The organism is Paenibacillus sp. GYB006 (assembly GCF_036577645.1).
GTDB lineage: Bacteria > Bacillota > Bacilli > Paenibacillales > Paenibacillaceae > Paenibacillus.
In genome coordinates this window covers 1-23,648 of the sequence record NZ_JARBDA010000011.1, presented here as the reverse complement: position 1 = coordinate 23,648, position 23,648 = coordinate 1, and the positions used below count along the sequence as shown (strand labels likewise).

The following is a 23,648-nucleotide window of genomic DNA, read 5'->3' as shown; positions in this document are numbered from 1 at the left end:
ATTTAAACTAAATTATACATATCGGGGGCTGTCATTTTGCGAACAAACACAAGGATTATTCTCAGTATTATTGGGCTCGAATTATTATTAATGGTCTTCTTTACAGCGAATGGAGCCTTTGTATCCATTACTTCTCCTGAAAGTCCTCTGCTTCAGTTTATTGGGGTGATCCCGCTCGCACTTGGTATTCTCATCTATTTGCTTGTGGGGAACAAGTGGAAACACTATTTCTTTACCTCCCCCTCTTCGGCTAAGAAGACTTTACTTTACTCCTTGCCGCTGATCCTTGTACTTATCCTCATCGCTTACGGAAATCATCACGGGCTGAACACCTCCTCTTTACCTGATCTTTTTATCATGCTCCTTATACAGATCCTAGTCATTGGATTGGTAGAAGAAATGTTCTTCCGTGGCTTTATGCTTAGGCTTCTCCTTTCCAAAGGCTTTCGTGTTGCCGTCTTTACGACGAGCTTTCTATTTGCAATTACCCACTCTCTTCAGCTGATTGGCGGGCAATCTCTCATTGATACCCTTTTTCAAATTATTTATGCATTTATGGTCGGACTGGTCCTTTCCCTTCTTGTTGTTCATCGGCAATCCATCATCATTCCTATCCTCTTTCATGGACTGAATAACTTCCTTCAATTTATGGGTAATGCTATGGGTAATGCGAATGAACCTGCCACTATAGATTACCTCATTATTGGAATTATGCTGGTGTATTCTATCTATCTATGGCGAGGTATGGCTGCCAAAACAAAGAACATATCTGATGCCGGAAACGTAAGTATGTAAAAGAAAAAAGTATATACAACGGGACTCTTTTTACATATCAACTCATGATATTAATCATTCATGTCATTTATTGTCTATAGGGTTAATAGTTAATGAGCCTAATAATTCGTTGGATTAACCACACTAATTAATAAGGTGATTGTTTTATACATTTAATACTAAAAGCCTGCCACTTAGTGGCAGGCTTTCTCCGCTTTGACTGGTACTGATAAAGAAATCGTAAGATGAAAGACTTCTTTTATCGCAACACATAAATAATAAGCTATATACCCTGCAACACCGCCAAGCGTGTTTAGCAAGAGGTCATCTACATCAAAGTTCCCCATTGAGAGTATAAGCTGTAGACTTTCCAGACATAGGCTCATTCCAAACGAGCCAATTAATACAACAATTCCCGAGCTTGCTTTCTTTATTCCCATCGAAACTAAAAAACCAAACGGAATAAAGATAACAAAATTTCCTATTATGTTAACTATATTTCGGAAGTTAAGGTGAGCTGCCTGCCGTCTCAGTGTTCTGAATAGATCTAGATTAGCCGTATCCAATCGGTCTACAAGAGAGCCTGGGTCTAACAGTGTTTGATGAATTTTGCTGAGCAAAGGCCATATTTCAATTGAACCAAACTTGAACAATATGACTTTAAATAAAAAACAAATATATAGCAGTAATACTATCCAGACAAGATATGTTTTATTTTTTCTTTGTTCCGTCTGTTTTTGCATCTTGAATTCCTCCCGCCTTGTTATTTTCATTATTAGGATTTAAGAATTGTTCAAACTAATAGACTTCACTTGGATAAGCAAAAAGCCCACGTCTTCACCAATCGTTCCCCATTGTTCTTGATTATAGAATAGTAGAAACATCTTAAATAAAGAGTAGATTATATTATAAATTTTTCTTAAATTTATTGTTTATTAGTCATCGGTTGGACTATTGCTAGAAGGCGTAAATCAAACACACTTGGATTATATTATCTCTAATGCGATCACGTGTTTCTCCCTATAAAAATCCTCAGCCTATGTCTTCTTTTGTCGGTCTATCCTTCAGTTCTTCATCTGCATTTTACATCTGACACTACTAACTTAATGACAAAAACTATTGTTTAGATAAACTATTAAATTTTCCTTCTCTCTTAATTCCACAATATGGTATATTAAAACAATGATCTAGGTATATAGAATCATTAATAATACTTATGACCTAAGCATTCATAGTGCCAGTGTTCTATTTTGCTGCCGGTTATAAAAAATCAGGCTGGAGGTAGCAAGGTGTATTGTCATCAATGTGGGGCAAAATGTACTTCAGAACAGAAATTGTGTAAAAAATGCGGGGCAAGATTATTAACCACTGATTTACAAAAAGCTGTTATTGAATTAGCAGCGGGTAGTGGGCTGAGCAAGTCGGAAGCTAATACCGATCCTAAGAATCAGAAAACAGAGCCACATAAAGAGAAAATTAGTGTTTTCCATTGGCTAATTCCTCTTCTTCTCGCTGGAGTGGTGAGTCTGGGTTTACTAATTTTTTATCAGTATGAACAATCTATAAACCAAGAAACTTTGGGTTTACAGCTGCAGGCGAAAGAAGAGGCACTTGACGGCAATTATTCAAATGCCGTTAATCTGCTGGAGCAGGCTGAACAAAAACGCCCTAATTTCGCCGCGCTGACGCGTGATCTGGAGCTTGCAACCAAAGCAGCTCAGCTTCAGACGAAGCTTGATAACGCTTCTGCGCAGCTAAAAACACTGAAATTAAATGAAGGTGAGAAGCTCCTGAAGCAAGTTCAAGCCACCATTGGTAAACGAAAAGAACCACTGTTTGAACATCTTCAGAAAGAACTCGCAGCTGATCAGGACAAATTGGCGGTTCTTCGAGTCAAAGGTGAGCTGGATAAACTAACCACAGTGGATGAGCTATCCGATAAACTTGACAAAATTAATGGCCTCAGCGGAAAAGAAGCAAACGCTGTTAAAGTGCAAATTATTAATAAAATTGTAGGTCTTAGTTATACTTCCGCGGAAGAAAAACAGCGGAAAAAGGATTTTATCGGTGCCTTAAATGTTATCGATAATGGGCTTTCCTATGATTCAGATAATGAGAAACTTACAGTGTACCGGAAGCAGATTGTAGAAGCAAAGCGAGAGTTTGAAGAAGCAGAAGAAGAGCGCATACAGCTTGCTCAGCAGAAAGCAGAAGAAGAAGAGCTAAACAACCGCACAGCTGCGGTTGAAGTAACAGAGCTCAAAGCTATGCTGGACGATTATGGCGACCTATCTATCAGCGGAATCGTCACGAATACGGCGACTCGTCCGATCTATTCAATCAGCATTGATCTTGCTATTTACAGCACCTCCTCCGGTGCCTACATCGGCAATGCATATGCTGACGTTTCTCCTTTTAGACTGGAGCCTGGTGAATCGGGGCAATTCTCAACCTCGAATTACGGGGTATATGAACAGGCAGAAATTTCGATTACCAACGTATCTTGGTATTTAGAGTAGGAGGCATAAAACATGAGTAAAGGAGTATGGATCAGCACACTGACCTGCTTAACCATCCTCGGTTTAGGAGGCGGAGGAATGTATTTCATTCACACATCGACAGAGAACCAGCTGAATGGGCAACCGCTTCTGGCCTTGCAGACTTCAACAAAAAACACAACAACGATTACAGAGAATAAAACACAAAAAACACGCAAAGAGATTATAGAAGACAGCCAGAAACGTGTTGTTACCATTGAGAGCGGAAACAGTCTTGGTTCCGGGTTTCTGTATAACAAACAAGGTGATCTCTTAACCAACGCCCATGTAGTAGATGGTTCAAAGCAAGTTACAGTACGTACCTTGTCTAAGGAAGAATACGAAGGGACCGTGATTGGGATCAGCACAGATACAGATATCGCTGTAGTACGTGTGCCTGAATTAAAAAAACTCTCTCCTCTTCCTTTAGCTGAAGAAGGAAAAGCAGAAATTGGTGATGAAGTACTTGCGCTTGGCAGCCCCCTCGGATTAGAGAACACGGTAACTACAGGAATTGTTAGCGGCCTTGATCGAAGCTTTGATAGCGCTCCATATACATACAGTAATCTATACCAGATTTCTGCACCCATTACCCACGGTAATAGCGGCGGACCACTCATTAGCAGCGATACGGGAAAAGTACTGGGCATAAATTCAGCAATTGCAGGTGAAGATTCTACCATTGGATTTAGCATCCCTATTCCCAGCATACTTGAGCAGGCAGCAGAATGGTCCAAGACACCCATGACTGAGCTTCCTAACTTACCGAATGATGACTACGATCCTAACAGCGATGTACAAATAGGAGACGAGCGAGATATTGTCACATACTTTTACCAAAGCCTGAACGATGGCGATTATGTCACCGCATACTCTCTTCTGGGAAGTGATTGGCAAAGTGGGATAAGCTATGAGGATTTTCGGGCAGGTTATCTAAATACGGGGTATATCAATATCGGACCTGTTACTCTTCAAGAAAAGACAGATGAAGCTACAGTAGAAATTGAAATTACAGCGGAAGAATGGCGCGACAGCGGTACCATATATCAAAATTACCGGATGAGTTACACAGTCGGTTATGAGAATGGTGATTTGAAGATACTTCATGGAAAGGGAAAAAAGATATAAAAAACTGTAAATTAGCACATTAAATTTTTTCGAAAAGCACTGCTATAAAAAGATGTTCTTAAGAAATATCCAATTGAGAAAAGAAAGATTTTACATACGTTTAAGTCTAATTAAGAACGTCCACCGGATCTTTTCGGTGGTGTTCTTATTTTTTTAATATAATTGTATGCTTCTTCACCTATTCCTGTCAGTTTCTAACTTAGTTATAAAGCGAAAAATACCGTCGTATTAAAGGACAAGAAGAGCCGAGCAAATGTCAGGAAATAGTCCTGGATCTACTCGACTCTATTACGAATACTTCGATTTCAACTGGATTCATGATCTTTCTCCTTTTGAGTCCAGTTACTTGTCAGTATGAAGCTTATTATTTCTTGATTTCCAAATTAGAATTTCTTAGTAATCCCACTTAACGGCTTTGAAATTCACGCTTCCCTCTGTTACAAAAAAGCGAATATCTTTGCTGTCTTGACCGGGGAAAATCCGACTTGTAAATACCTCAATACCGTCATTCACAAAAATTTCTACCGAAGAGGAATCAACAAATAAGTGGAATTTTATTTTGTCTGCCTCCAAATTACACGATCTTGTTGTTCCATAAGCGGCACCCACCTCTTCGCCTGATAAAGTACGGTCAAGGATTACTTTTTTCTGAGAAACGTCATATTTAATTACTGTTTTTTCTTCACTGCTTGCGCGAAATTCAATTCCAAACGTCATTGCATCTGCTTGTTCAAATTCACAAATCAATTCATAAGTGGTTCCCTTAAACCCATCAACCATTTTTGTTTCATCAAAAAGTGTACCTTCTGCTTCATATTTGTGTTGGCGAAGAGCCTGAAGCTCCTTAACCGGCTGTTGTACCAACTTACCATCCCGAATAAATAGCTGTCTCGGTAATGTGAGGCAATGTGCCCACTCATTCCGGTCCGTTGGATATTCAATATCCGGTAAGCCCATCCATCCAACAAGGATTCGGCGCTCTTCTGGATCTATCATGGTTTGCGGAGCATAAAAATCAAAACCTCGATCAAGCTCTATGAAGTCACCATGCTGTAATACTCTACTCTGTAAATCGAGCTTCGCACCAAGGACATAACCCGATTGATAAATATTATGGAATTGGTCTCCCTCTGGCTCTAAGCCTTGTGGTGAGAAAATGAGTACTCCTTGATCTTGAAGTTCAAAATAATCGGGACACTCCCACATGTAACCGAAGGAATCTAACTTTGTCTTGATTTCCCCTTCAAACTCCCAAGTTAATAGATCCGCCGAACTGTATAAGACTACACAGCCTGTTTTATTGACTCTCTGTGCTCCGATAACAAGATAGAAAGTATCGCCTGTTTTCCAAACCTTTGGATCTCGATAATGATCTGTATATCCGGCAGGAACATCAGCAATAACAGGTTTATCAAGTTTTTTGGAAATTTCCCCTTGCTGATTCATGATTGCCATACATTGATAAGGATATCTTATCCACTGCTCATCCCGTGTATTCCCTGTATAAATTAAATGTAATTTATCATTATGCTCGATAGCACTTCCTGAATAAGCCCCATGACTGTCAAATTCATCTCCAGGTGTTATTCCTATTCCAACGTTCTCCCAGTGAACAAGATTTTTAGATTTGGTATGATACCAATATTTCAGTCCATGTACTGGCCCAAGTGGAAACCACTGATAAAATAAATGATATTCCCCATTATAATAAGAGAACCCGTTCGGATCATTCAAAAGCCCGGTTTCCGGTTGAATATGAAACGTTTGCCGCCATGGACAATGGTTAACTTTATTTTTCAGGTTATTTATTTCCTCTGGACTAACTTCTTCTATTTTTCGGTATCTCTGTTCTCTCGTCCAATCCATATAATTAACTCCTTTAAATAAAACCAGAATCATCCTTATAGCGAAGCGCTTTCAACAAGTCTTTGTTTATAGATTTGTTAAATCCGCTTCGCCATCAAGGACTTTATTTATTTGTACTATCCTGTTATGAGCTAAGTTCTGTCTTTTTCTTGTTAATGTTCCCGTATATTATAGTGAATAAAGCACCACATGTTAATGCGATCAAATGAGCGATAATGTAATGAAGATGCCCGTTATTTTCAGCAGATACAATAGCTAATCCCGGAAGAGCCGTGGTTCCAAATCCAATTGAAGTAAGCTTAGCTAAATATACATAACCACCTGCAATCGCTCCTCCAATACATCCAGCGATCAGCGGGAATTTGTATTTTAAAGTGACCCCAAAAATAGCTGGCTCTGAAACACCAAATAAGACGGAGCCAAATGCTGAAATCCCAAGTTCTTTTACTTTCGTATTTTTACGATGTAAAAGGACATATCCTAGTACCGCTCCTCCTTGTCCAAACAAAGCTACCGACATTAATGGATTTATAAAGTTTCGCCCTGTATCGATAAGAAGCTGTGCTTCTACCGCACCTATAACATGGTGTAACCCTGTAATTACGATGATTTGCTGAATTCCTGCAAAGATCATATATCCAAAGATGCCTAAGTTTTGTGTAGTCCATAATAATGAAGTGGTTACCAATTGAGCTAATTCGCGGCCAAGCGGCCCGATGATTGTAAATAATAGTATAGAAGAAACGAGTACAGTTAACATCGGTGCTAAAAACAACTTGATCATGTCAGGTACTTTTTTAATAAAGAACTGATCTAGTTTGGCTACTACATATCCCATCATTAAAGCAATAATTATACCGCCTTGAAATCCAACAAGTTCAATATTTAACCCAAAAATATTAATAACCTCAGGATCAACATTGCCTTTAGCTACTTCATAAGCATCTGCTAAGTTCGGATGCAGCATGATCGCGCCAATAACTAATCCAAGAATGGGTCTACCGCCATATCTTTTAGTTGCAGAATACGCTACTAACAATGGTAATATGGTGAATATTCCAGAAGATACAATCGACAGCAGCCGGTTAATCCCTTCTAAAGCCGGGTACATTTCTATAACTGATTTTTCTCCAAATAACCCCTGTTGTCCTAACAAACCTGTAATCCCCATTAATAGTGCAGCGGCAAGGATGCCAGGCATAATCTCAATAAATACATCAGATAAAGATTTGATTGCTTGCTGGAAAAAATTCTGTTTCTGAGAAGACTTTGTCTTCACATCACTTAGGGACATATTTTCTGTTTCTGTGAGCTTAGAGAACACAGCATAAATGTCGTTTACTAAGCCTGCACCAAAAATAATTTGAAGCTGATCTCCAGCTATAAAGACCCCTTTAACTAAATCTATATTTTCTACTTTCTTTAAATCAGCTTTATCATTGTCTTCTAATACGATTCTTAGTCGAGTCGCACAATGTGCGACCCCGGCTATATTTTCTTTTCCCCCTATATTCTCTAATATCTCTTCCGATATCGTTTTGTATTGTTTCTTTTTGTCTTTCATGTCGCTTTTCCCTCTTTCCTGACTGCTCAATTATGATGTTTTGTAAATCTCCAGAACATACTTAGAAAGTCTTGCTTGATCCTTGGCAGTGTAATCCCTGCATTCATTAGCTCGTCTCCACCAAATAGCTCACCCGTCTCGACATTTTTATAAATATAGTCTGGATTGAGCCCTTTGAATTTGAGGGTTCGAAGGGAAGCACCTGGTTGCGAGAGCACTTTGAAATAACTAGCTACTACTTCTGATTGATCCTCGGAAACAAAGTTCCATGCAGCTTCATTTCCTTCAAATGGACTGAGTATTCGATGAAATTTACCGAATTGGATAATCGGCCGAATCTCTTTATATAAAGCAACTTGATTTTTGATTTCCTCTTTTTCTTGATCTGTTAATTTGGTGAGATCTAGCTCGTAACCAAAGTTTCCAGCCATTGCGACATGTCCTCTTGTCTCCAGGGGAGTTATTCTTCCCACTTGGTGATTAGGTACAGTGGATACATGCGCACCCATGGTAATCGGCGGATAAACGAGACTTGTACCATATTGAATCTTAAGTCTACACATCGCATCTGTATTATCACTTGTCCACGTTTGCGGCATATAGTAAAGCATTCCTGGGTCAAAACGCCCTCCACCACTAGAACAACTTTCAAACAATATATTAGGGAATCTCGATGTGATTTCTTCCATTACCTTGTACAGACCTAGCATATAACGGTGAGCAGTTTCACGTTGTCTTTCTGGTGGCAGCGCAGCTGATCCTATATCTGTCATATGCCGATTCATGTCCCATTTCACATAGGTAATCGGTGCACTTGCTAAAACATCTGATACAGATTCAATAACGTATTGACACACTTCCTCACGCGATAAATCCAAAACAAGTTGATTCCGGCCTAGTGTGTGCGGACGATCTTCTACATGCAGACACCAATCTGGGTGTTTTCTATATAAGTCGCTGTCAATTGAAATCATTTCAGGCTCAAACCATAATCCAAACTCCAGGCCGAGCTCACAAATCCGATTGGCAAGATCTAATAATCCGTTTGGAAGTTTACGCTGATCGACGACCCAATCCCCTAGTGAACTGTTATCATCGTCTCTTTTTCCAAACCAACCATCATCTAATACAAGCAGCTCTATACCTGCCTTTTTTGCTTCTACCGCAATTTCTTCAATTTTTTCCGCATTAAAATCAAAATACGTAGCTTCCCAGTTATTAATGAGTATAGGCCTTAGCTTATCCCGGAATGTTCCGCGGCATAATCTTTTACTGTATAGCTCATGAAAGATTCTAGACATATCCCCCAGCCCATTTGCTGTGTAAGCCATTACAACTTCAGGAGTTTGAAAGGTTTCTCCCGGTTCTAATAACCATGAGAAATCAAAAGGATTTATACCTATAGATACTCTTGTATTTCGATAGGGGTCTACCTGAACTTGAGCTGTGAAATTCCCACTATAAACAAGGTTAAATGCATACACTTCCCCTTGATCTTCATCGGTCCCTTTTCTTACTAATGATAAAAATGGTGCTTGTTGAGGACTGCTCGCCCCCCGGCAGCTATCAACTAACTGAACTCCTGGAACAATTCTGCGTCTCTCCATATTTTTTTCATTGTTATGAGCACCATATAGAGTAATCAATTCATACTCATCATCCCGAAAATCAACGCTTGCACTCAGCGCCCGAAGCATCTTCAAATTTTGTGACCCTTCATTTTTAAAATGAACCGACCTTGTGATTACATCTAATTCCGGGTACAGACTATAAGTTAGCGTCACAGTCAATCCCAGCAGCTTATCCTCCATGATAAGCTCCAGTGTTTCTGCCTCATTCTCATCCTCTACATAAGTAGATGGCAATCCTTCTAATTTAGGCTTTCCTTTATACAATTTGTATTCTTTATAACGAAGATCCGTTATCGTTGAGCCATTATTTAGCTGGATTTGATAAGCCGGAATTCTAAAATCCCCATTCCCATAAGCGGGATATTCTTGAGGCAGCGTATCGAGTGAAAATGTTCGATCAGATGCGTCAGGATTAGGAGAAAACCCTCTATCCATATAAATAATTTTGTTGCTTCCACGATAGGTGTGAACTCTTTTCCCCCAATATAAATGTGCTAAATATCCATCCCGAACAACCTGCATTACATAACTTGTATTTTTCCCTTGCAGATGAAATAAAAGCTGCTCGTTATTGATGTGAATTGCCATAAAATCCTCCTTCAAGTTAAATAGTCATTGATATACCTTAGATAATAGATAGCAGAACTGAATAGTAAATAATGTAGTATTTGTTATTCCTCATAATCTATTTCGTAACGAATAAAACGAGCTAATGAAAAATATAAAAATGATAAGAAAGCGTTTTAACTATTGCGTACTCTTGATAAAAGCAAGGGTATCGTTTTTATACTAGATTTAATATAGTTTTATTTTATAACTTTACATTGAAAATAAATATGGAATAATGTAGATTGAGCATTAAACTATGTGATAACTTTCTAGCATTATTAATGGAGGGGACAAGAATGACCTCGAGTTTTTCTAATCATTTTTCTAATCATTCCTACAGTAATCTAGATCTTAACTTGTACACATGCGGTAGAGAAGCTTGCGAGGGAAAACATTCATATGGCCCAGCGATTCGCAGCGGGTATATGATTCACTATGTGTTAAAAGGAAAAGGTGTTTTTAAAGTACAAGACAAAACTTATCAGCTCGGTCCACAAGAAGCCTTCTTAATAGAGCCAAACACTTTAATTTATTATGAAGCAGATGCGGATGACCCTTGGGAATATATTTGGATTGGTTTTAGCGGGGTAAAAGCAAAAGAATATCTGAACAGGACAAGTTTATCTACAGACAATCCCATCTTCACGTTTGAGCAAACGCACAGTCTGGCTGATTGTATGAAAAGCATTATAAGTATGACGGCACTGATTTCTAATAAAGACCTGCTGCTGACATCAAAGCTCTATGAATTTTTCTATGTATTATGTGAGCTTTATCCGAATCGTGAAATTACTAGTGAAGTAAAACAACAGAAGTATATTGAAGATGCGCTTCAATTCATTGAACAAAATTATGCAAACCATATTACTGTAAATGATGTGGCTAAACATATTTCCATTGATCGCTCCTATCTGCACCGATTATTTAAGCAGTACCTTAATAAATCGCCCCAACAATTTTTACTGAATCTAAGAATCGAAAAATCATGTTTTTTATTAGCCAATTCTTCACTTAAAATCGGAGATATTGCTCGGTCAGTAGGATATAAAGATGTACTTTTATTCTCAAAAATTTTCAAACAAATAAAAAACTGTACGCCCTCAGAATATAGGAAGAGGCTGCTTTAATATAATGCTGACGGCTTCATCCTTTGAAGCCGTCAGATTCATGCAATGAACAACGATGAAGGTTACTTAATTACATTTACTTTTTAGGTAATGATTTTATATTACAGCATTTACGAAGGCGTTAAAGGAGTAGGAAGCTCGTAACACGTATGTAACGAAAATAAAGTCGTATTGCTCCTCCTCCAATCTCCTCACCTTCAAAAAAAACCGCCACTACCCCCTTTTCACCTATTCACCCTAAATTATCTGACAATTTGAGCAAATAAAGTCGTATCAAAGGTCAGGTAAAAGACAGGGAAAAGATTCGGCTAAAGGGTACGGGAATAGCCCTATCCCTAATCCCTTTCCCCTGAAACAAAAGAAAAGCCGAGCAAATGCCAGGAAATAATCCTGGATCTGCTCAGCTTTGATATGACTTTATTTGCTTTAATACAAGTTTGGGATCACTGATATGAGTTTATTTCCTTCTCACATCAAACATCACATTGACTTTAATCTAGACTATTCTACAGTTACACTCTTCGCAAGGTTACGTGGTTTATCCACATCAAGACCCAGAGCAAGAGATGCGTAGTAAGCAAGCAATTGAAGTGGTACAACAGCTAGTGTTGGAGTCAAGATTGGCAATGTTTTAGGAATTGCATAAGCTTGATCTACGGATTTAAGAAGAGTTGCTACATTCTCTTCATGGGTAATAACCATAACATCCGCACCGCGTGCTTTCACTTCTTTGATGTTACTTACTGTTTTCTCAAGAACATCTTCTTGTGTAGCTAGAGCAATAACAGGAATACCTTCTTCGATCAAAGCAAGTGTTCCGTGTTTCAATTCTCCAGCTGCATAAGCTTCAGAGTGAATATAAGAGATCTCTTTCAGTTTCAAGGAACCTTCTTGTGCTACAGCGTAGTCAACGCCACGGCCGATGAAGAACAGGTTCTTGTGTGTGGAGATTTGCTCTGCATATTCTTTGATTGTGTCTGCTTGTTCAAGCATTTGCTCAACTTGCTCAGGCAGAGCTTGCATTGCTGCAATAATGTTTGCAATTGTCTCTTCTGTTTGTGTTCCGCGAACTTGTGCAAGATACAAGCTAAAGAGTGCAAATGCAATAAGCTGGGAGCTATAAGCTTTGGTTGAAGCAACCGCAATTTCTGGACCTGCAAGTGTAGCAAGTACATCGTTCGCATCACGAGCGATAGAGCTTCCTACTACGTTGGTAATTGCAAGTACGTGTGCACCGTTTGCTTGAGCTTCACGGAGTGCAGCAAGCGTATCTGCAGTTTCACCAGACTGGCTGACAACAATTACGAGTGTGTCAGAGTTCACGATTGGTGAACGGTAACGATACTCGGAAGCCACATCTGTTTCTACCGGAATACGTGCCAGTTGTTCAATCATTGTACGTCCTACAAGACCAGCGTGGTATGCAGTTCCGCATGCAATGATTTGAATGTTTTTAATATTTTTAATTTGCTCTTCTGTCAAATTCAGATCAGGAAGAACAATCTTTTTATGATCTTCAGAAATACGGCCAAGCATTGTTTCACGGTATGCTTTTGGCTGTTCGTAAACTTCTTTCAACATGAAGTGATCGAATCCGTTTTTCTCAGCTGTAACAGCGTCCCAATCGACACGAGTCATTTCCCGAGAAATAAAATTCCCTTCGATTGTCATCAATTCGACAGAATCCTTTGTCAGTACTGCCATTTCACCGTCATTTAGGATATACACATTACGAGTATATTCGAGAATTGCTGGAATGTCAGAACCAATAAAGTTCTCGCCTTCACCAATACCAATGATCAGTGGGCTTGCTTGACGAACAGCAACCAATTTATCTGGTTCATACTCAGTAAGTACTCCAAGTGCAAAAGCACCACGCAGGTGTTTAATCGCTTTTTGTACTGCTTTTACGATATCGCCGTCATATTCACGTGCAACCAAGTGAGAAATAACTTCTGTATCCGTTTCAGAAGTAAAGTTGCATCCTTCGCTGATCAATTCATCTTTCAGTTCCAAGTAGTTCTCAATAATCCCGTTATGAACTACAGAGAATTTCATGCTGTTATCTGTATGCGGATGAGAGTTTTCATCCGAAGGCTTACCATGAGTAGCCCAACGTGTATGTCCAATTCCTGCATTCCCTTGCAGCGGAGCTGTTTCCAGTTTTGCTTCCAGGTTTGCAAGACGACCAATTGTTTTTTTAATTTGAAGACCATTTGGAGTAAAAACAGCGATTCCCGCAGAATCATAACCACGGTACTCCAATTTCTTCAAACCTTCTACTAATACATTTTGCGTATTTTTAGTTCCGATATATCCAACGATTCCACACATAGGTAAATTCCTCCGATTTTGAATCATGCGAAGGAGATGGATGCATACTTTGCAAAAATAAGCATGAGGAAATAGTTGTCTGATATGCGGGTGACAAACCCTTTACGGTAAATTTCACAGCTTTTCATAAGACCATGTCCTGAAATCATAGCACCTAGCTACTTTAGCTAATCCGTATTTTTTATAGTGTTTCATGTCACGATGAATGCATATCAACCTCATGTAGTATTAAGCAAAGATGCTCTCCTCGTGCATGTTCTAATTTTGTATTTTAGTTAATCACCTATCGATTCGTTGTAAAAACAGTCACCTGTTTCTTTTCCGTACTCGAATTAGCGGTATGGTGGAATACCGGGAGGTCCCCGCCGAACAATCCGAACACCTCCACCTCGTCAACTTGCCCATCCGTCCAATTGTTATGACAACAACTGGTTCCGTACGCTGGCACAAGTTCTGGCGCTTTTAAAACGTTGTAACCTCACGATCCTCACTTTCTGTATCTGAATCACACAACTCATTATATGCATCTCATGTGCGTTTTGCAATGGCGCTTTATACCTTACATCAATTTTCATCATTTATACCCAGAAAAGAGAGCCTGGGAAACAATTATTAGTCTCGCAGGCTCATTTTTACAGCTTATTAGTTTATACAGAAAGCTCTTTTTTCACGACAACTGCAATTTGCTCCACAAATTGTTCCAATTCGTCACGGTCTGGACCTTCTGCCATAACACGAATTAATGACTCGGTTCCAGATGCACGTACTAGGACACGCCCGTTATCGCCGAGCTTGTTCTCTACTGCAACAATAGCTTCTTCAATGCCTTTATTTCCTTCAAACTTACTCTTGTCTTCTACACGAACATTCACAAGAACCTGAGGATATTGTTTCATGATCGATTTAAGCTCACTGAGTTTTTTGCCAGACTCTTTAAGTGTATTTACTAACTGAATACCTGTCAGCATACCATCACCAGTCGTATTGTAATCGAGGAAGATTACATGTCCGGATTGTTCTCCGCCCAGGTTATATCCCCCGCGGCGCATTTCTTCCATCACGTAACGGTCGCCGACAGCTGTTTTGGCTGTTTTAAGTCCTAATTTCTCAGTTGCCTTATAGAATCCAATATTACTCATAACTGTGGATACGATGGTTCCGTCTTTTAATTTGCCTGCACGGTTCATTGCATCGCCGCAAATACACAGAATAAAGTCCCCGTCTACTTCTGCACCAGTTTCATCAATGGCAATCAGACGGTCTGCATCACCATCAAAGGCAAGTCCAAGATCTGCACCATGACGCAGAACTTCTTCTTTTAATTTCTCAGGGTGTGTAGATCCACAGTGATCATTGATATTAAGGCCTGTTGGTTCAGCACCAATTGTAATCACTTCAGCCCCAAGATCTGCAAACAGCTTAGGAGCAAGCTCATAAGCTGCACCATGTGCACAGTCTAGAACAATTTTCAAACCATCAAAACGGGATGAAACTGTCGTTTTCAAGAAATCAAGATATTCGAATTTCGCATGATCATTAACGGTAAGCGCACCTAAATTACCCCCGATTGGACGTGGGAGTTCATCTTCATAAGCATCCATCAATTCTTCAATGCGATTCTCTGTCTCATCAGAAAGTTTAAAACCATCGCCACCAAAGAATTTGATGCCGTTATCTTGTACCGGATTATGAGAAGCTGAGATCATTACCCCCGCATCTGCTTTAAGAGTTCGCGTCAAATACGCTACTGCTGGTGTAGAAACGACACCAAGACGAATTACATCTGCTCCAATGGACAATAGTCCAGCGATTAGAGCAGATTCCAGCATGAGTCCAGAGATTCGAGTATCCATACCAATCACAACTTTTGGACGTTCTACTCCTCCAGCTAATACATAACCTCCACAGCGGCCAATACTGTAGGCCATTTCAGCTGTTAATTCTTTATTGGCAACTCCACGAACTCCATCGGTACCAAAATATTTCCCCATTGTTTGTTTACCCCTCTTTTTTTATATCATCTTTATCAAAAATTCGTTTTCATATCTACTTTTTTGAAAAAATTATAATGGCTTATACAGTGTTTCTATTACGGTGATGAAAAATTTGCTCCAGCTGAGCTATCGTTTTCTTCTGAATCGCTTTCCGTATTTTCATCAGTGCTCCCGTCAGAGGTTCCATTATTTGAATTCTCTTCGGATTCTTGATTATCCGGTGCTTCCGTTCCGCTATCTTCATCCGGCTTCGTTTCAGGTTCAGCCGGAGTTGTAGACGTTTCTTTCGAATCATCCTTAACTTGTATGGAAACTTTAAGATCCGCCGAAGAAGATTTAACCGTCACGTACTCAGGTGCTTCTACCTGTAACGCAACTACATGGCTACCTTCTTTGAGGTTTCTCGCGTCCGCAACAAGTTTAATATCACTAGCATCAACATTATCCAGCATATCACTCGGACCAGAAACCGTTATATCTTTATTTCCACTCTGGGGACGAGTTATTGTCGCAGTGAAACTGCCCCCAGGTTCCTGAAGAGTAACGGGAACGTTACGAATTAATTTTTCGCTAACAGACGATTCTTCCGATGCAACAACAGTTACCGTAAGTACAACGGAACTCGGCTCGATTTTCTCAAAACCAGAGGGCGGCGTCAAGTCCACATTAATTGTCTCTGTACCGGCCTCTTTTAGTGTGCTAAGGTCCAAAGTCACTCCACTATAGGACTCTATCCCTACTAGCGCTTCTTGGCTTCCAAACAACGTTACCTCACTCACATTGGAATCCACTTTGGCTAAAGTAAGCCCTTCGGGGAGCTGACCTTCATACTGAATTTTTAAAGGAACTTTAGCAAACTCCTCAGTTATCGGAATATCAACAGAGACTGCAGCTGGTTCAATAACCGCTCCTTCTATCTCTTTTCCTTCCAGATCATAAGCTGCTAACTTCACTTTTTTCTCAGTTACATTTTCAGTTGCCCCATCAATATTAACCGTGCCTTGAACTTTCCCGACAGCAGCAAGTTGACTATCCGGTAAGGTGACTTTTACAGGTTCATTTGGCGTAATAACCGGTGTCCCTGCTGCATATCCCTCTGCCGGTGTTCCTGTGGTAACCACATTCACTTCAAAAGTTTGGGACGATAATTCCTCAATCGTAACGGTTACACTCGAAGGTTCCATAGACACAAATTCCACACCTTTTGGAACCACATGACTAAGAGGAAGCGTCGTAGTGCCCGGACCAACATTGCTTAAATCCAGTCTTACTTTATATTCATCCGTAAATACAGAAGTGAGTACTGAGCGTTGACCTCTAACCTGCATTTCCACTTCCGTTTCACTCATGGATGTCAGTACATATTTAGACGAATCAATTCCATAAGCTTCGATTTTGACATTATCGATCGCACGAGGTTCTATGGAAGTATTGGTAGTTGGTGTCGGTGTAACATCGTTCGAATGAACCATAGCCCACAACAAAAGACTGACAGCGAGCGCCAATATTTTGGCAAAATTGTTATTATTGAACCATTTATCCATTACTGACGTCCCCCCTTCCGTTTCCAGAACGGGTTACGTTTCTCTTTAAGAGTAGAAGATGGACGAAGTTCTTCATGTAATTTGGAAATGAGTGATTCTTCTTTAATATCTCTTACCACCTGACCATTAATCGCAAGTGAAATCTGACCCGTCTCTTCAGATACGACAATGGCAACAGCATCGGCAACTTCACTGACTCCGATGGCTGCCCTGTGACGTGTACCAAGTTCCTTACTAATAAAAGGGTTCTCTGATAAAGGTAAATAACAGGCTGCCGCCGCAATCTGTTTCCCTTGTAGAATAACAGCCCCGTCATGTAGCGGTGTATTCGGAATGAATATATTAATGAGCAGTTCCGAACTTAACACAGAGTTCATCTTAATACCTGATTCCGTGTATTCATTGAGCCCCGTTTCTCGTTCAAAGACAATTAAAGCTCCGATCTTTCGGCGAGAACAGTAGTTGATGGCTTTAATTAATTCGTTCGTAAACCTGCTAAATTCCTCATTATCTGCACTGATCCGATTAAACCATTTACCTCGTCCTAGCTGCTCAAGCGCACGGCGGAGCTCAGGTTGGAAGATGATGAATAGACCAACCACACTGAACGTAAAGAATTGGTTCATGAGCCACTTTAATGTGTAGAGATTAAACCAGGTACTGACAACCCAAATCACCACAAGTAAGAGTATCCCCTTCAGCAATTGCACAGCACGTGTACCCCGAACAAGCAGGATGATTTGGTATATAATGTAGCCTACAATTAATATATCTATAATGTCTTTAATGGACTCTTGCCATGTTAAGTCCGCAAAATAGTTCATCCTTTTGCCCCCGTTATCCCCTTGTTGAGTAAACGCTACGCGCTATTTAAGTTGTAGTTATAGTATGTTCTTCTTTATATCTAGGTTATAACGTTAAAGTACAACTTGCAAGCGAGCAACCATCAAATTACCCATTTATTATAAATATGCCCTGTTCTATGAAAAAAAGAGCCCCTCGCAGTCGAGGTGCCCTGGTAATGTTTATAAGATATAGCTTAACGAATACCAATAAATACCTTCTTAGCGATACGCTACAACAGACATGATGTTTGTTACCTTATACCAAATCCAATCAAGTGCCTGGTCTATGCTCTTGATCTGCCCGGAAACATGTGCTGTAGAAGCTTGCATATTGTAAGAACCATCAATAACCGTAAGATTCCCTTCTACGTTGCCGTATATCTGAGCTGTTCCGTTTTCCACGGTTAAATCGCCGTTTATAGACTTACCTTCTGGAATAATAACATTATTCCCTTCAATTACGATTTGATCCAGATCACTGCCTTTAACGATCAGCTGATCGCTCTGATCCCAGAAGCTAAGAGTACTGGACAACATGACTAACAAAAATACAGCAGCAGCAGTAAATGCAGGATGTCGTTTCACCCATTTCAGCCAAGGTTGCTGCTTCTTCGGTTGTGGTACAGCACTCATGATCCGATCAGTCAGCTCATCTGAAGCAGACGGGGAATAATGTTTCATAGCATAAAGTAGCATATCCGTCTGTTCTAACTCTTTAAAAAGCATGCGGCAGTCAGGACACATCGACAAATGATTCTCGAGCCCCTTTTTCTGGGAAGTCGAAAGTTCATCATCTAAATATTCATGCATTAAAGAGGTGATTTCATTGCAATCCATATGAGCATATCCTTTCCTCAAGATCTATGAAGTCTCACGTTTATCATAACTTGTTTGCGTAACTACGTATTAAACATAAGACTCGTTTTCATGTTATACGCAGTGACGATCAAGATCGTTTCATTAAATTTAAAAATAACAAAACAACCTATAGCTTATATTCAAGTTTTTTACGTAAAAACTCACGACCCCTATGTACTCTTGTCTTAATCGTTGTTACCGGCATGTCCAATACTTCACTAATCTCCTGTAGAGAAAGATCCTGCAAATAGCGCAGTACCATAATGGATTTATACTTTGCTGGCAAAGTTTCAATAGCATCTCGGATAATCCGTTGTGTCTCTGATAACAGAGCTTCACTTTCCGGAGTCCGATCATCACTTGGGAGCATGGCATAACCATCTGTGCCTTCCTGCTCACCAATTTCCGCATCAAGTGAATACGAAGGTTTCTTTCTTCTTAACCTATCGATACACAAGTTCGTAGCAATACGGTAGATCCATGTAGAAAACTTCTGTTCTGGATCATATTTCTCCATATTCCGATATACCCGTAAAAAAGTTTCCTGTACAATATCTTCCGCTTCGTGCCGATTATTGAGCATACGATAAGCCAAATGAAATAATTTGTCTTTGTATAACTCAACAAGCTCAGCAAAAGCTCGCTGATCTCCCTTTAGTATGAGTTTGACCAACCTTTTTTCTAAATTGTCCACCATCTATTCCCCCAGACTTGCTGATGGGTCTTTCGTACCGCCCTATTTGGCTTACCTACATCATTCAAATCGTAATCGATGTACACCTAAAATGCAATCCATTTCAGCGAAGAATCCATTAAAAATATTACAAAAAAACGGGGTCTCTTTTACAAGATCCCCCGTTAATTGAAAAACCTATAGTCATGATTTCGTTTTGTATTTAACGACTTATCAACCTGTATTTCGTAGTCCTGCAGCAATACCATTGATGGTTAACAACACTTCACGAAGCAGCTCCGCATCATCGCCGTCTTGCTCACGCAGTTCACGTAGCTCTGCAAGCAGTTGTACTTGGAGATAACTTAACGGATCAACATACGGATTCCGCAAACGGATTGATTCTTGAATAACGGGTACGTTATCCAAAATTTCTTGTTGTCCCGTTACTTTAAGCAATAGATCTTTGGTTAACTTATATTCTTCTTTAATAAGTCCCACAATCCGATTACGTACTTCTTCATCCTTAACCATATAAGTATACTGTTTTGAGATATTCATATCCGCTTTCGCTACTGCCATTTGTACTGTATCTATCAAGGTACTAAAGAAAGGATAGTTATTATACATATCTTGTAGAACCTTCAGATTCTCTTCCTTACCTTGGTAGAAACTCTGTAGGCCCGTACCAGCTGCGTACCAGGCCGGGAAGAGGTAACGGCTCTGTGTCCATGCAAACACCCATGGAATCGCACGCAGGTCCTCAAATCGGTCACTATTCTTACGCTTAGATGGACGAGAACCGATGTTTAATTCCCCAATCTCAGGTAAAGGAGTAGATTCTTTAAAGAAAGCGAAGAAATCTTTGTCGCGGAAAATAAGATCTTGGTACTTTTCCAGTGAAACTTCGGAAATCTCTCTAATGATTTCTTTCCACCCAGCTTCTTTTTCATCGACTTTCTCTGTACGAGCAGCAGTTGCTGATGTTAATAGTGCAGATGTAGCTTGCTCTAGGCTGCGATAAGCAATACCTTTAAGTGAATAACGAGAAGAGATAACCTCTCCTTGTTCAGTAATTTTAATACCTCCACCAATGGTATGAGACGGCTGAGCCAGGATACTACGATTTAATGTCATTCCTCCGCGTCCAAGAGCTCCTCCGCGTCCATGGAAGAATTTCAACTTCACTCCGTAATCTTTACTCATTGCCGTAATATCATTCATCGCAACAAGCAGTTCCCAGTTCGCTGTAACTACCCCGCCATCTTTGTTACTGTCGGAGTATCCAAGCATGATTTCTTGTACGTCATTTCTCGCTAGAACACTTCTGCGATATACCGGTAAATCAAATAGTCGTTTCATGATTTGCGGAGCAGCATGTAAGTCATCAATCGTCTCAAATAAAGGTACCGACTGAATTGAGCATACAACAGTGCCGTCAGGTTCAATACGGTATAACCCAACTTCTTTAGCAAGGACCATTACTTCGAGCAGATCACTTGCACCTCTTGTCATACTAATCAGATAACTATTTATGCAGTTCTTTCCGTACTCTTTTTGAGCCCGGTAGATGGTACGATACACTTCCAAACATTCATGTGTATTCTCACTGTATTTAAAGTGAGATGATGTTAATGGACGCGGATCATTGAGCAAATCAGCAAGTAAATTAATCTTTTCTTCCTCGCTGAGCGCTGAATAATCTTCCACAATATTCATATGAGCTAGAATTTCTGTCATCGCATTTTCATGCTCTTGGCTGTGCTGACGAATATCTAACGTAGCAGTGTGGAATCCAAAAAGCTCTACTTGGCGAATCGTTTTCTTGATATACGTATCTGCAACATAGTCAGCATAATGATGACGCAAGCTACAATCGATCACTTTCAAATCACGAATTAATTCTTCTGGGGAGTCATACCGATCCGGCTGACCCAATGTGCTTTCATCCAGAATATTACTTAGTTTAGTAATCATATAAGCAAGTTTAATACGGTAAGGTTCTTTCTCATTACGCCATATGTCTGCTTTCTTAATGACAACATGTTTTCGATCCTCTTCAATAGAAGCCATTAATTCTTCCGATACGTTTACGATATTAGTGCTAAAACTTAGATTTCCCATCAGTTCAATTAGAATACGTTTATATTCGCGTATAGCAAGCTTACGTTGCACTCGGAGTGTCTCCCAAGTCACATCAGAAGTTACCGATGGATTTCCATCACGGTCTCCACCAATCCAGGAGCCAAATCTCAAGTACGTAGGTACATGCCAGCGATTTTCTGGGTAATATTTTTGCAAGCAACGTTCTAGTTCTTCATAAACATCAGGTAGTACATGGAATAGTGTTTCATGGAAATAGTACATTCCGTTTCTTACTTCATCAAGCACAGTAGGTTTACGATCTCTCAGTTCGTCCGTTTGCCACAGGGTAATGACTTCGTTCAGTAATTTCTCCCGCAGCTGTTCACGTTCCCGGAGCGTTAGTATAGGATTATCTAATAGCATGACATCTTCCGATATACGTTTATGTATATCCAGAATAACACGACGCATGGCTTCCGTAGGATGCGCAGTCATAACAAGCTCAAGTGAAAGAGAACTTAGGATTTCTTCAACATCACTGTATTCAAACCCTTTTTCCTTCAAAGTTTTAACAGCCATTTCGATTGATCCTGGCTGCACAGTCTCTCCTGCAGATCTTTCGTAGTCACGTTTGCGACGAATTCGGTGGTTCTGTTCCGCAATGTTCACCAATTGAAAGTAAACTGCAAAAGCTCGTATCACTTGATGGCGCTTCTCAGAATCTAATTGCTTGATCATACTAAGGAATTCTTGATACAACTCTGGCGTATATTCCGCCCGTAAAGCCTTACTGGTTTCACGGATTTTTTCTACCACGTCTAGAAGTTCATTACCTCCTTGATGAACGAGAACCTCCCCGAGTATATTACCAAGAAACCGCACATCCCGGCGCAACAAGTTGTTAGAATTGCTTTTGTTCGCGGTTACCATAATTTCTGTCATGCTTATCCTCCTATCTCCAGCTAATTACAAATTCTACGTAAAAAATGACACCTTCATAACATAATACAATAAAAATCAGTGAAAATCTTTAGTTTTGTGATAGAAAATACAGGTTTTTTGTAACTTTTAATGTAAAATACTGCTTTTCTTGTCGTATTTCTAGAGATTTCCTTGATTAATTCAACAAGTGGATAAGCTGATTTATTGCTTCAATATGTTAATCAATGTATCCAATATTTATTTGCAATTGCATAAAAGCAAGTACAATCTAGTAACAAGCATACATCCAGTAATACACTTAATGATCCCTTAATTATATCTATATATACAAAAAAAAGCCCAGTTACTGAACCAGACTTTACGTTAAATAATTGGAGCGGGTGATGGGAATCGAACCCACGCTATCAGCTTGGAAGGCTGAAGTTCTACCATTGAACTACACCCGCATATTAAGTATCGGGATGACACGATTTGAACATGCGACCCCCTGGTCCCAAACCAGGTGCTCTACCAAGCTGAGCTACATCCCGATATTTAAATGGCGCGCCCTGAGAGATTCGAACTCCCGGCCTTTTGATTCGTAGTCAAACGCTCTATCCAGCTGAGCTAAGGGCGCAAAATATGGAGCGGACGACGGGAATCGAACCCGCGACCCTCGCCTTGGCAAGGCGATGCTCTACCGCTGAGCCACGTCCGCAAAAATCAATGCGCGTGAAGGGACTCGAACCCCCACGTCAAGGACGCTAGATCCTAAGTCTAGTGCGTCTGCCAATTCCGCCACACGCGCATGTGATTATATGGTGAGCCATGAAGGGCTCGAACCTTCGACACCCTGATTAAAAGTCAGGTGCTCTACCAACTGAGCTAATGGCTCATATAAATGGCTGGGGATATAGGATTTGAACCTATGCATGACGGAGTCAAAGTCCGTTGCCTTACCGCTTGGCTAATCCCCAACATTCTTATATGATTTGTATTTTACATACATTATATACACATTCAAAGAATGAATGGTGGAGATTGAGGGGATCGAACCCCCGACCCTCTGCTTGTAAGGCAGATGCTCTCCCAGCTGAGCTAAATCTCCATATAAAGTGACCCGTAGGGGATTCGAACCCCTGTTACCTCCGTGAAAGG

The 23,648-nt window shown here is 40.1% G+C and carries 15 protein-coding genes and 8 tRNA genes; 4 read left to right on the top strand and 19 right to left on the bottom strand.

The genetic code is table 11. The features are described 5' to 3' along the window. Positions 1-36: 36 nt before the first annotated feature. Positions 37-795 (top strand): CPBP family intramembrane glutamic endopeptidase, encoded by a 759-nt coding sequence (locus PV403_RS19250; protein ID WP_332085656.1) that lies wholly within the window; start codon positions 37-39, stop codon positions 793-795. Positions 796-968: 173 nt separating this feature from the next. Here PV403_RS19250 and PV403_RS19245 read toward each other — a convergent pair whose 3' ends face one another. Continuing rightward, on the bottom strand, positions 969-1,517 hold the full coding sequence (locus PV403_RS19245; RefSeq protein ID WP_332085655.1) for a VanZ family protein: 549 nt from the start codon (positions 1,515-1,517) through the stop codon (positions 969-971). 546 nt (positions 1,518-2,063) lie between these two features. Between PV403_RS19245 and PV403_RS19240 the strand changes: the two genes are divergently transcribed. Both PV403_RS19240 and PV403_RS19235 read left to right on the top strand, forming a co-directional pair. Then, a complete protein-coding gene (locus tag PV403_RS19240) occupies positions 2,064-3,293 on the top strand; it encodes an FxLYD domain-containing protein (protein ID WP_332085654.1) in 1,230 nt (409 codons plus the stop codon). Positions 3,294-3,305: 12 nt separating this feature from the next. Then, positions 3,306-4,439: a S1C family serine protease gene (locus tag PV403_RS19235; protein WP_332085653.1), complete on the top strand. Its 1,134-nt coding sequence runs from the start codon at positions 3,306-3,308 to the stop codon at positions 4,437-4,439. A 393-nt stretch (positions 4,440-4,832) separates the two neighbouring features. Here PV403_RS19235 and PV403_RS19230 read toward each other — a convergent pair whose 3' ends face one another. The 3 genes from PV403_RS19230 to PV403_RS19220 form a co-directional block, all read right to left on the bottom strand. Then, positions 4,833-6,305, bottom strand: a complete 1,473-nt coding sequence (locus tag PV403_RS19230) for a glycoside hydrolase family 32 protein (protein WP_213534767.1) — start codon at positions 6,303-6,305, stop codon at positions 4,833-4,835. Between the two features lie 124 nt (positions 6,306-6,429). Beyond that, positions 6,430-7,869: a PTS transporter subunit EIIC gene (locus PV403_RS19225; protein ID WP_213534769.1), complete on the bottom strand. Its 1,440-nt coding sequence runs from the start codon at positions 7,867-7,869 to the stop codon at positions 6,430-6,432. Between the two features lie 26 nt (positions 7,870-7,895). Then, positions 7,896-10,088 carry an alpha-galactosidase gene (locus PV403_RS19220; RefSeq protein WP_332085652.1) on the bottom strand — a complete coding sequence of 731 codons (2,193 nt, stop codon included), beginning with the start codon at positions 10,086-10,088 and terminating at the stop codon, positions 7,896-7,898. Between the two features lie 317 nt (positions 10,089-10,405). On the opposite strand from PV403_RS19220, the gene PV403_RS19215 reads away from it, so the two are divergent. Further along, entirely contained in the window at positions 10,406-11,236 is an 831-nt protein-coding gene (locus PV403_RS19215; protein WP_213534773.1) for an AraC family transcriptional regulator, read from the top strand. Between the two features lie 501 nt (positions 11,237-11,737). On the opposite strand, the gene glmS is transcribed toward PV403_RS19215, so the two are convergent. The 15 genes from glmS to PV403_RS19140 all read right to left on the bottom strand — a co-directional run bounded on the left by glmS (position 11,738) and on the right by PV403_RS19140 (position 23,598). Continuing rightward, positions 11,738-13,570, bottom strand: a complete 1,833-nt coding sequence (gene glmS / locus PV403_RS19210) for a glutamine--fructose-6-phosphate transaminase (isomerizing) (protein WP_213534774.1) — start codon at positions 13,568-13,570, stop codon at positions 11,738-11,740. Between the two features lie 647 nt (positions 13,571-14,217). Then, positions 14,218-15,561 carry a phosphoglucosamine mutase gene (glmM, locus tag PV403_RS19205; protein ID WP_213534776.1) on the bottom strand — a complete coding sequence of 448 codons (1,344 nt, stop codon included), beginning with the start codon at positions 15,559-15,561 and terminating at the stop codon, positions 14,218-14,220. A gap of 98 nt (positions 15,562-15,659) precedes the next feature. Beyond that, a complete protein-coding gene (locus tag PV403_RS19200; protein ID WP_332085651.1) occupies positions 15,660-17,108 on the bottom strand; it encodes a CdaR family protein in 1,449 nt (482 codons plus the stop codon). Continuing rightward, on the bottom strand, positions 17,108-17,932 hold the full coding sequence (gene cdaA / locus PV403_RS19195; protein WP_191803887.1) for a diadenylate cyclase CdaA: 825 nt from the start codon (positions 17,930-17,932) through the stop codon (positions 17,108-17,110). The genes PV403_RS19200 and cdaA overlap by 1 nt, the downstream gene beginning before the upstream one ends. Before the next feature lie 240 nt (positions 17,933-18,172). Then, positions 18,173-18,790: a zf-HC2 domain-containing protein gene (locus PV403_RS19190; RefSeq protein ID WP_213534780.1), complete on the bottom strand. Its 618-nt coding sequence runs from the start codon at positions 18,788-18,790 to the stop codon at positions 18,173-18,175. A 148-nt stretch (positions 18,791-18,938) separates the two neighbouring features. After that, positions 18,939-19,505 carry an RNA polymerase sigma factor SigW gene (sigW, locus tag PV403_RS19185; RefSeq protein ID WP_191804071.1) on the bottom strand — a complete coding sequence of 189 codons (567 nt, stop codon included), beginning with the start codon at positions 19,503-19,505 and terminating at the stop codon, positions 18,939-18,941. 213 nt (positions 19,506-19,718) lie between these two features. Continuing rightward, positions 19,719-22,511, bottom strand: a complete 2,793-nt coding sequence (gene ppc, locus PV403_RS19180) for a phosphoenolpyruvate carboxylase (protein WP_213534784.1) — start codon at positions 22,509-22,511, stop codon at positions 19,719-19,721. A gap of 372 nt (positions 22,512-22,883) precedes the next feature. Beyond that, positions 22,884-22,957: transfer RNA gene (locus tag PV403_RS19175), tRNA-Gly, on the bottom strand. Positions 22,958-22,967: 10 nt separating this feature from the next. Further along, positions 22,968-23,041: transfer RNA gene (locus PV403_RS19170), tRNA-Pro, on the bottom strand. 9 nt (positions 23,042-23,050) lie between these two features. Further along, positions 23,051-23,127 (bottom strand) — tRNA-Arg (locus PV403_RS19165). A 6-nt stretch (positions 23,128-23,133) separates the two neighbouring features. Further along, positions 23,134-23,208 (bottom strand) — tRNA-Gly (locus PV403_RS19160). 9 nt (positions 23,209-23,217) lie between these two features. Continuing rightward, positions 23,218-23,298 (bottom strand) — tRNA-Leu (locus PV403_RS19155). An 11-nt stretch (positions 23,299-23,309) separates the two neighbouring features. Continuing rightward, positions 23,310-23,385 (bottom strand) — tRNA-Lys (locus tag PV403_RS19150). A 7-nt stretch (positions 23,386-23,392) separates the two neighbouring features. Then, a tRNA-Gln gene (locus tag PV403_RS19145) sits at positions 23,393-23,467 on the bottom strand. 55 nt (positions 23,468-23,522) lie between these two features. Then, positions 23,523-23,598: transfer RNA gene (locus PV403_RS19140), tRNA-Val, on the bottom strand. Positions 23,599-23,648 lie beyond the last annotated feature (50 nt).

Coding starts and splice junctions, on each gene's coding strand:
- PV403_RS19200 (WP_332085651.1), bottom strand. CDS start 17,108: ATGGATAAATGGTTCAATAATAACAATTTTGCCAAAATATTGGCGCTC.
- glmM (WP_213534776.1), bottom strand. CDS start 15,561: ATGGGGAAATATTTTGGTACCGATGGAGTTCGTGGAGTTGCCAATAAA.
- cdaA (WP_191803887.1), bottom strand. CDS start 17,932: ATGAACTATTTTGCGGACTTAACATGGCAAGAGTCCATTAAAGACATT.
- ppc (WP_213534784.1), bottom strand. CDS start 22,511: ATGACAGAAATTATGGTAACCGCGAACAAAAGCAATTCTAACAACTTG.
- PV403_RS19225 (WP_213534769.1), bottom strand. CDS start 7,869: ATGAAAGACAAAAAGAAACAATACAAAACGATATCGGAAGAGATATTA.
- PV403_RS19235 (WP_332085653.1), top strand. CDS start 3,306: ATGAGTAAAGGAGTATGGATCAGCACACTGACCTGCTTAACCATCCTC.
- PV403_RS19190 (WP_213534780.1), bottom strand. CDS start 18,790: ATGGATTGCAATGAAATCACCTCTTTAATGCATGAATATTTAGATGAT.
- PV403_RS19245 (WP_332085655.1), bottom strand. CDS start 1,517: ATGCAAAAACAGACGGAACAAAGAAAAAATAAAACATATCTTGTCTGG.
- PV403_RS19230 (WP_213534767.1), bottom strand. CDS start 6,305: ATGGATTGGACGAGAGAACAGAGATACCGAAAAATAGAAGAAGTTAGT.
- glmS (WP_213534774.1), bottom strand. CDS start 13,570: ATGTGTGGAATCGTTGGATATATCGGAACTAAAAATACGCAAAATGTA.
- PV403_RS19220 (WP_332085652.1), bottom strand. CDS start 10,088: ATGGCAATTCACATCAATAACGAGCAGCTTTTATTTCATCTGCAAGGG.
- PV403_RS19215 (WP_213534773.1), top strand. CDS start 10,406: ATGACCTCGAGTTTTTCTAATCATTTTTCTAATCATTCCTACAGTAAT.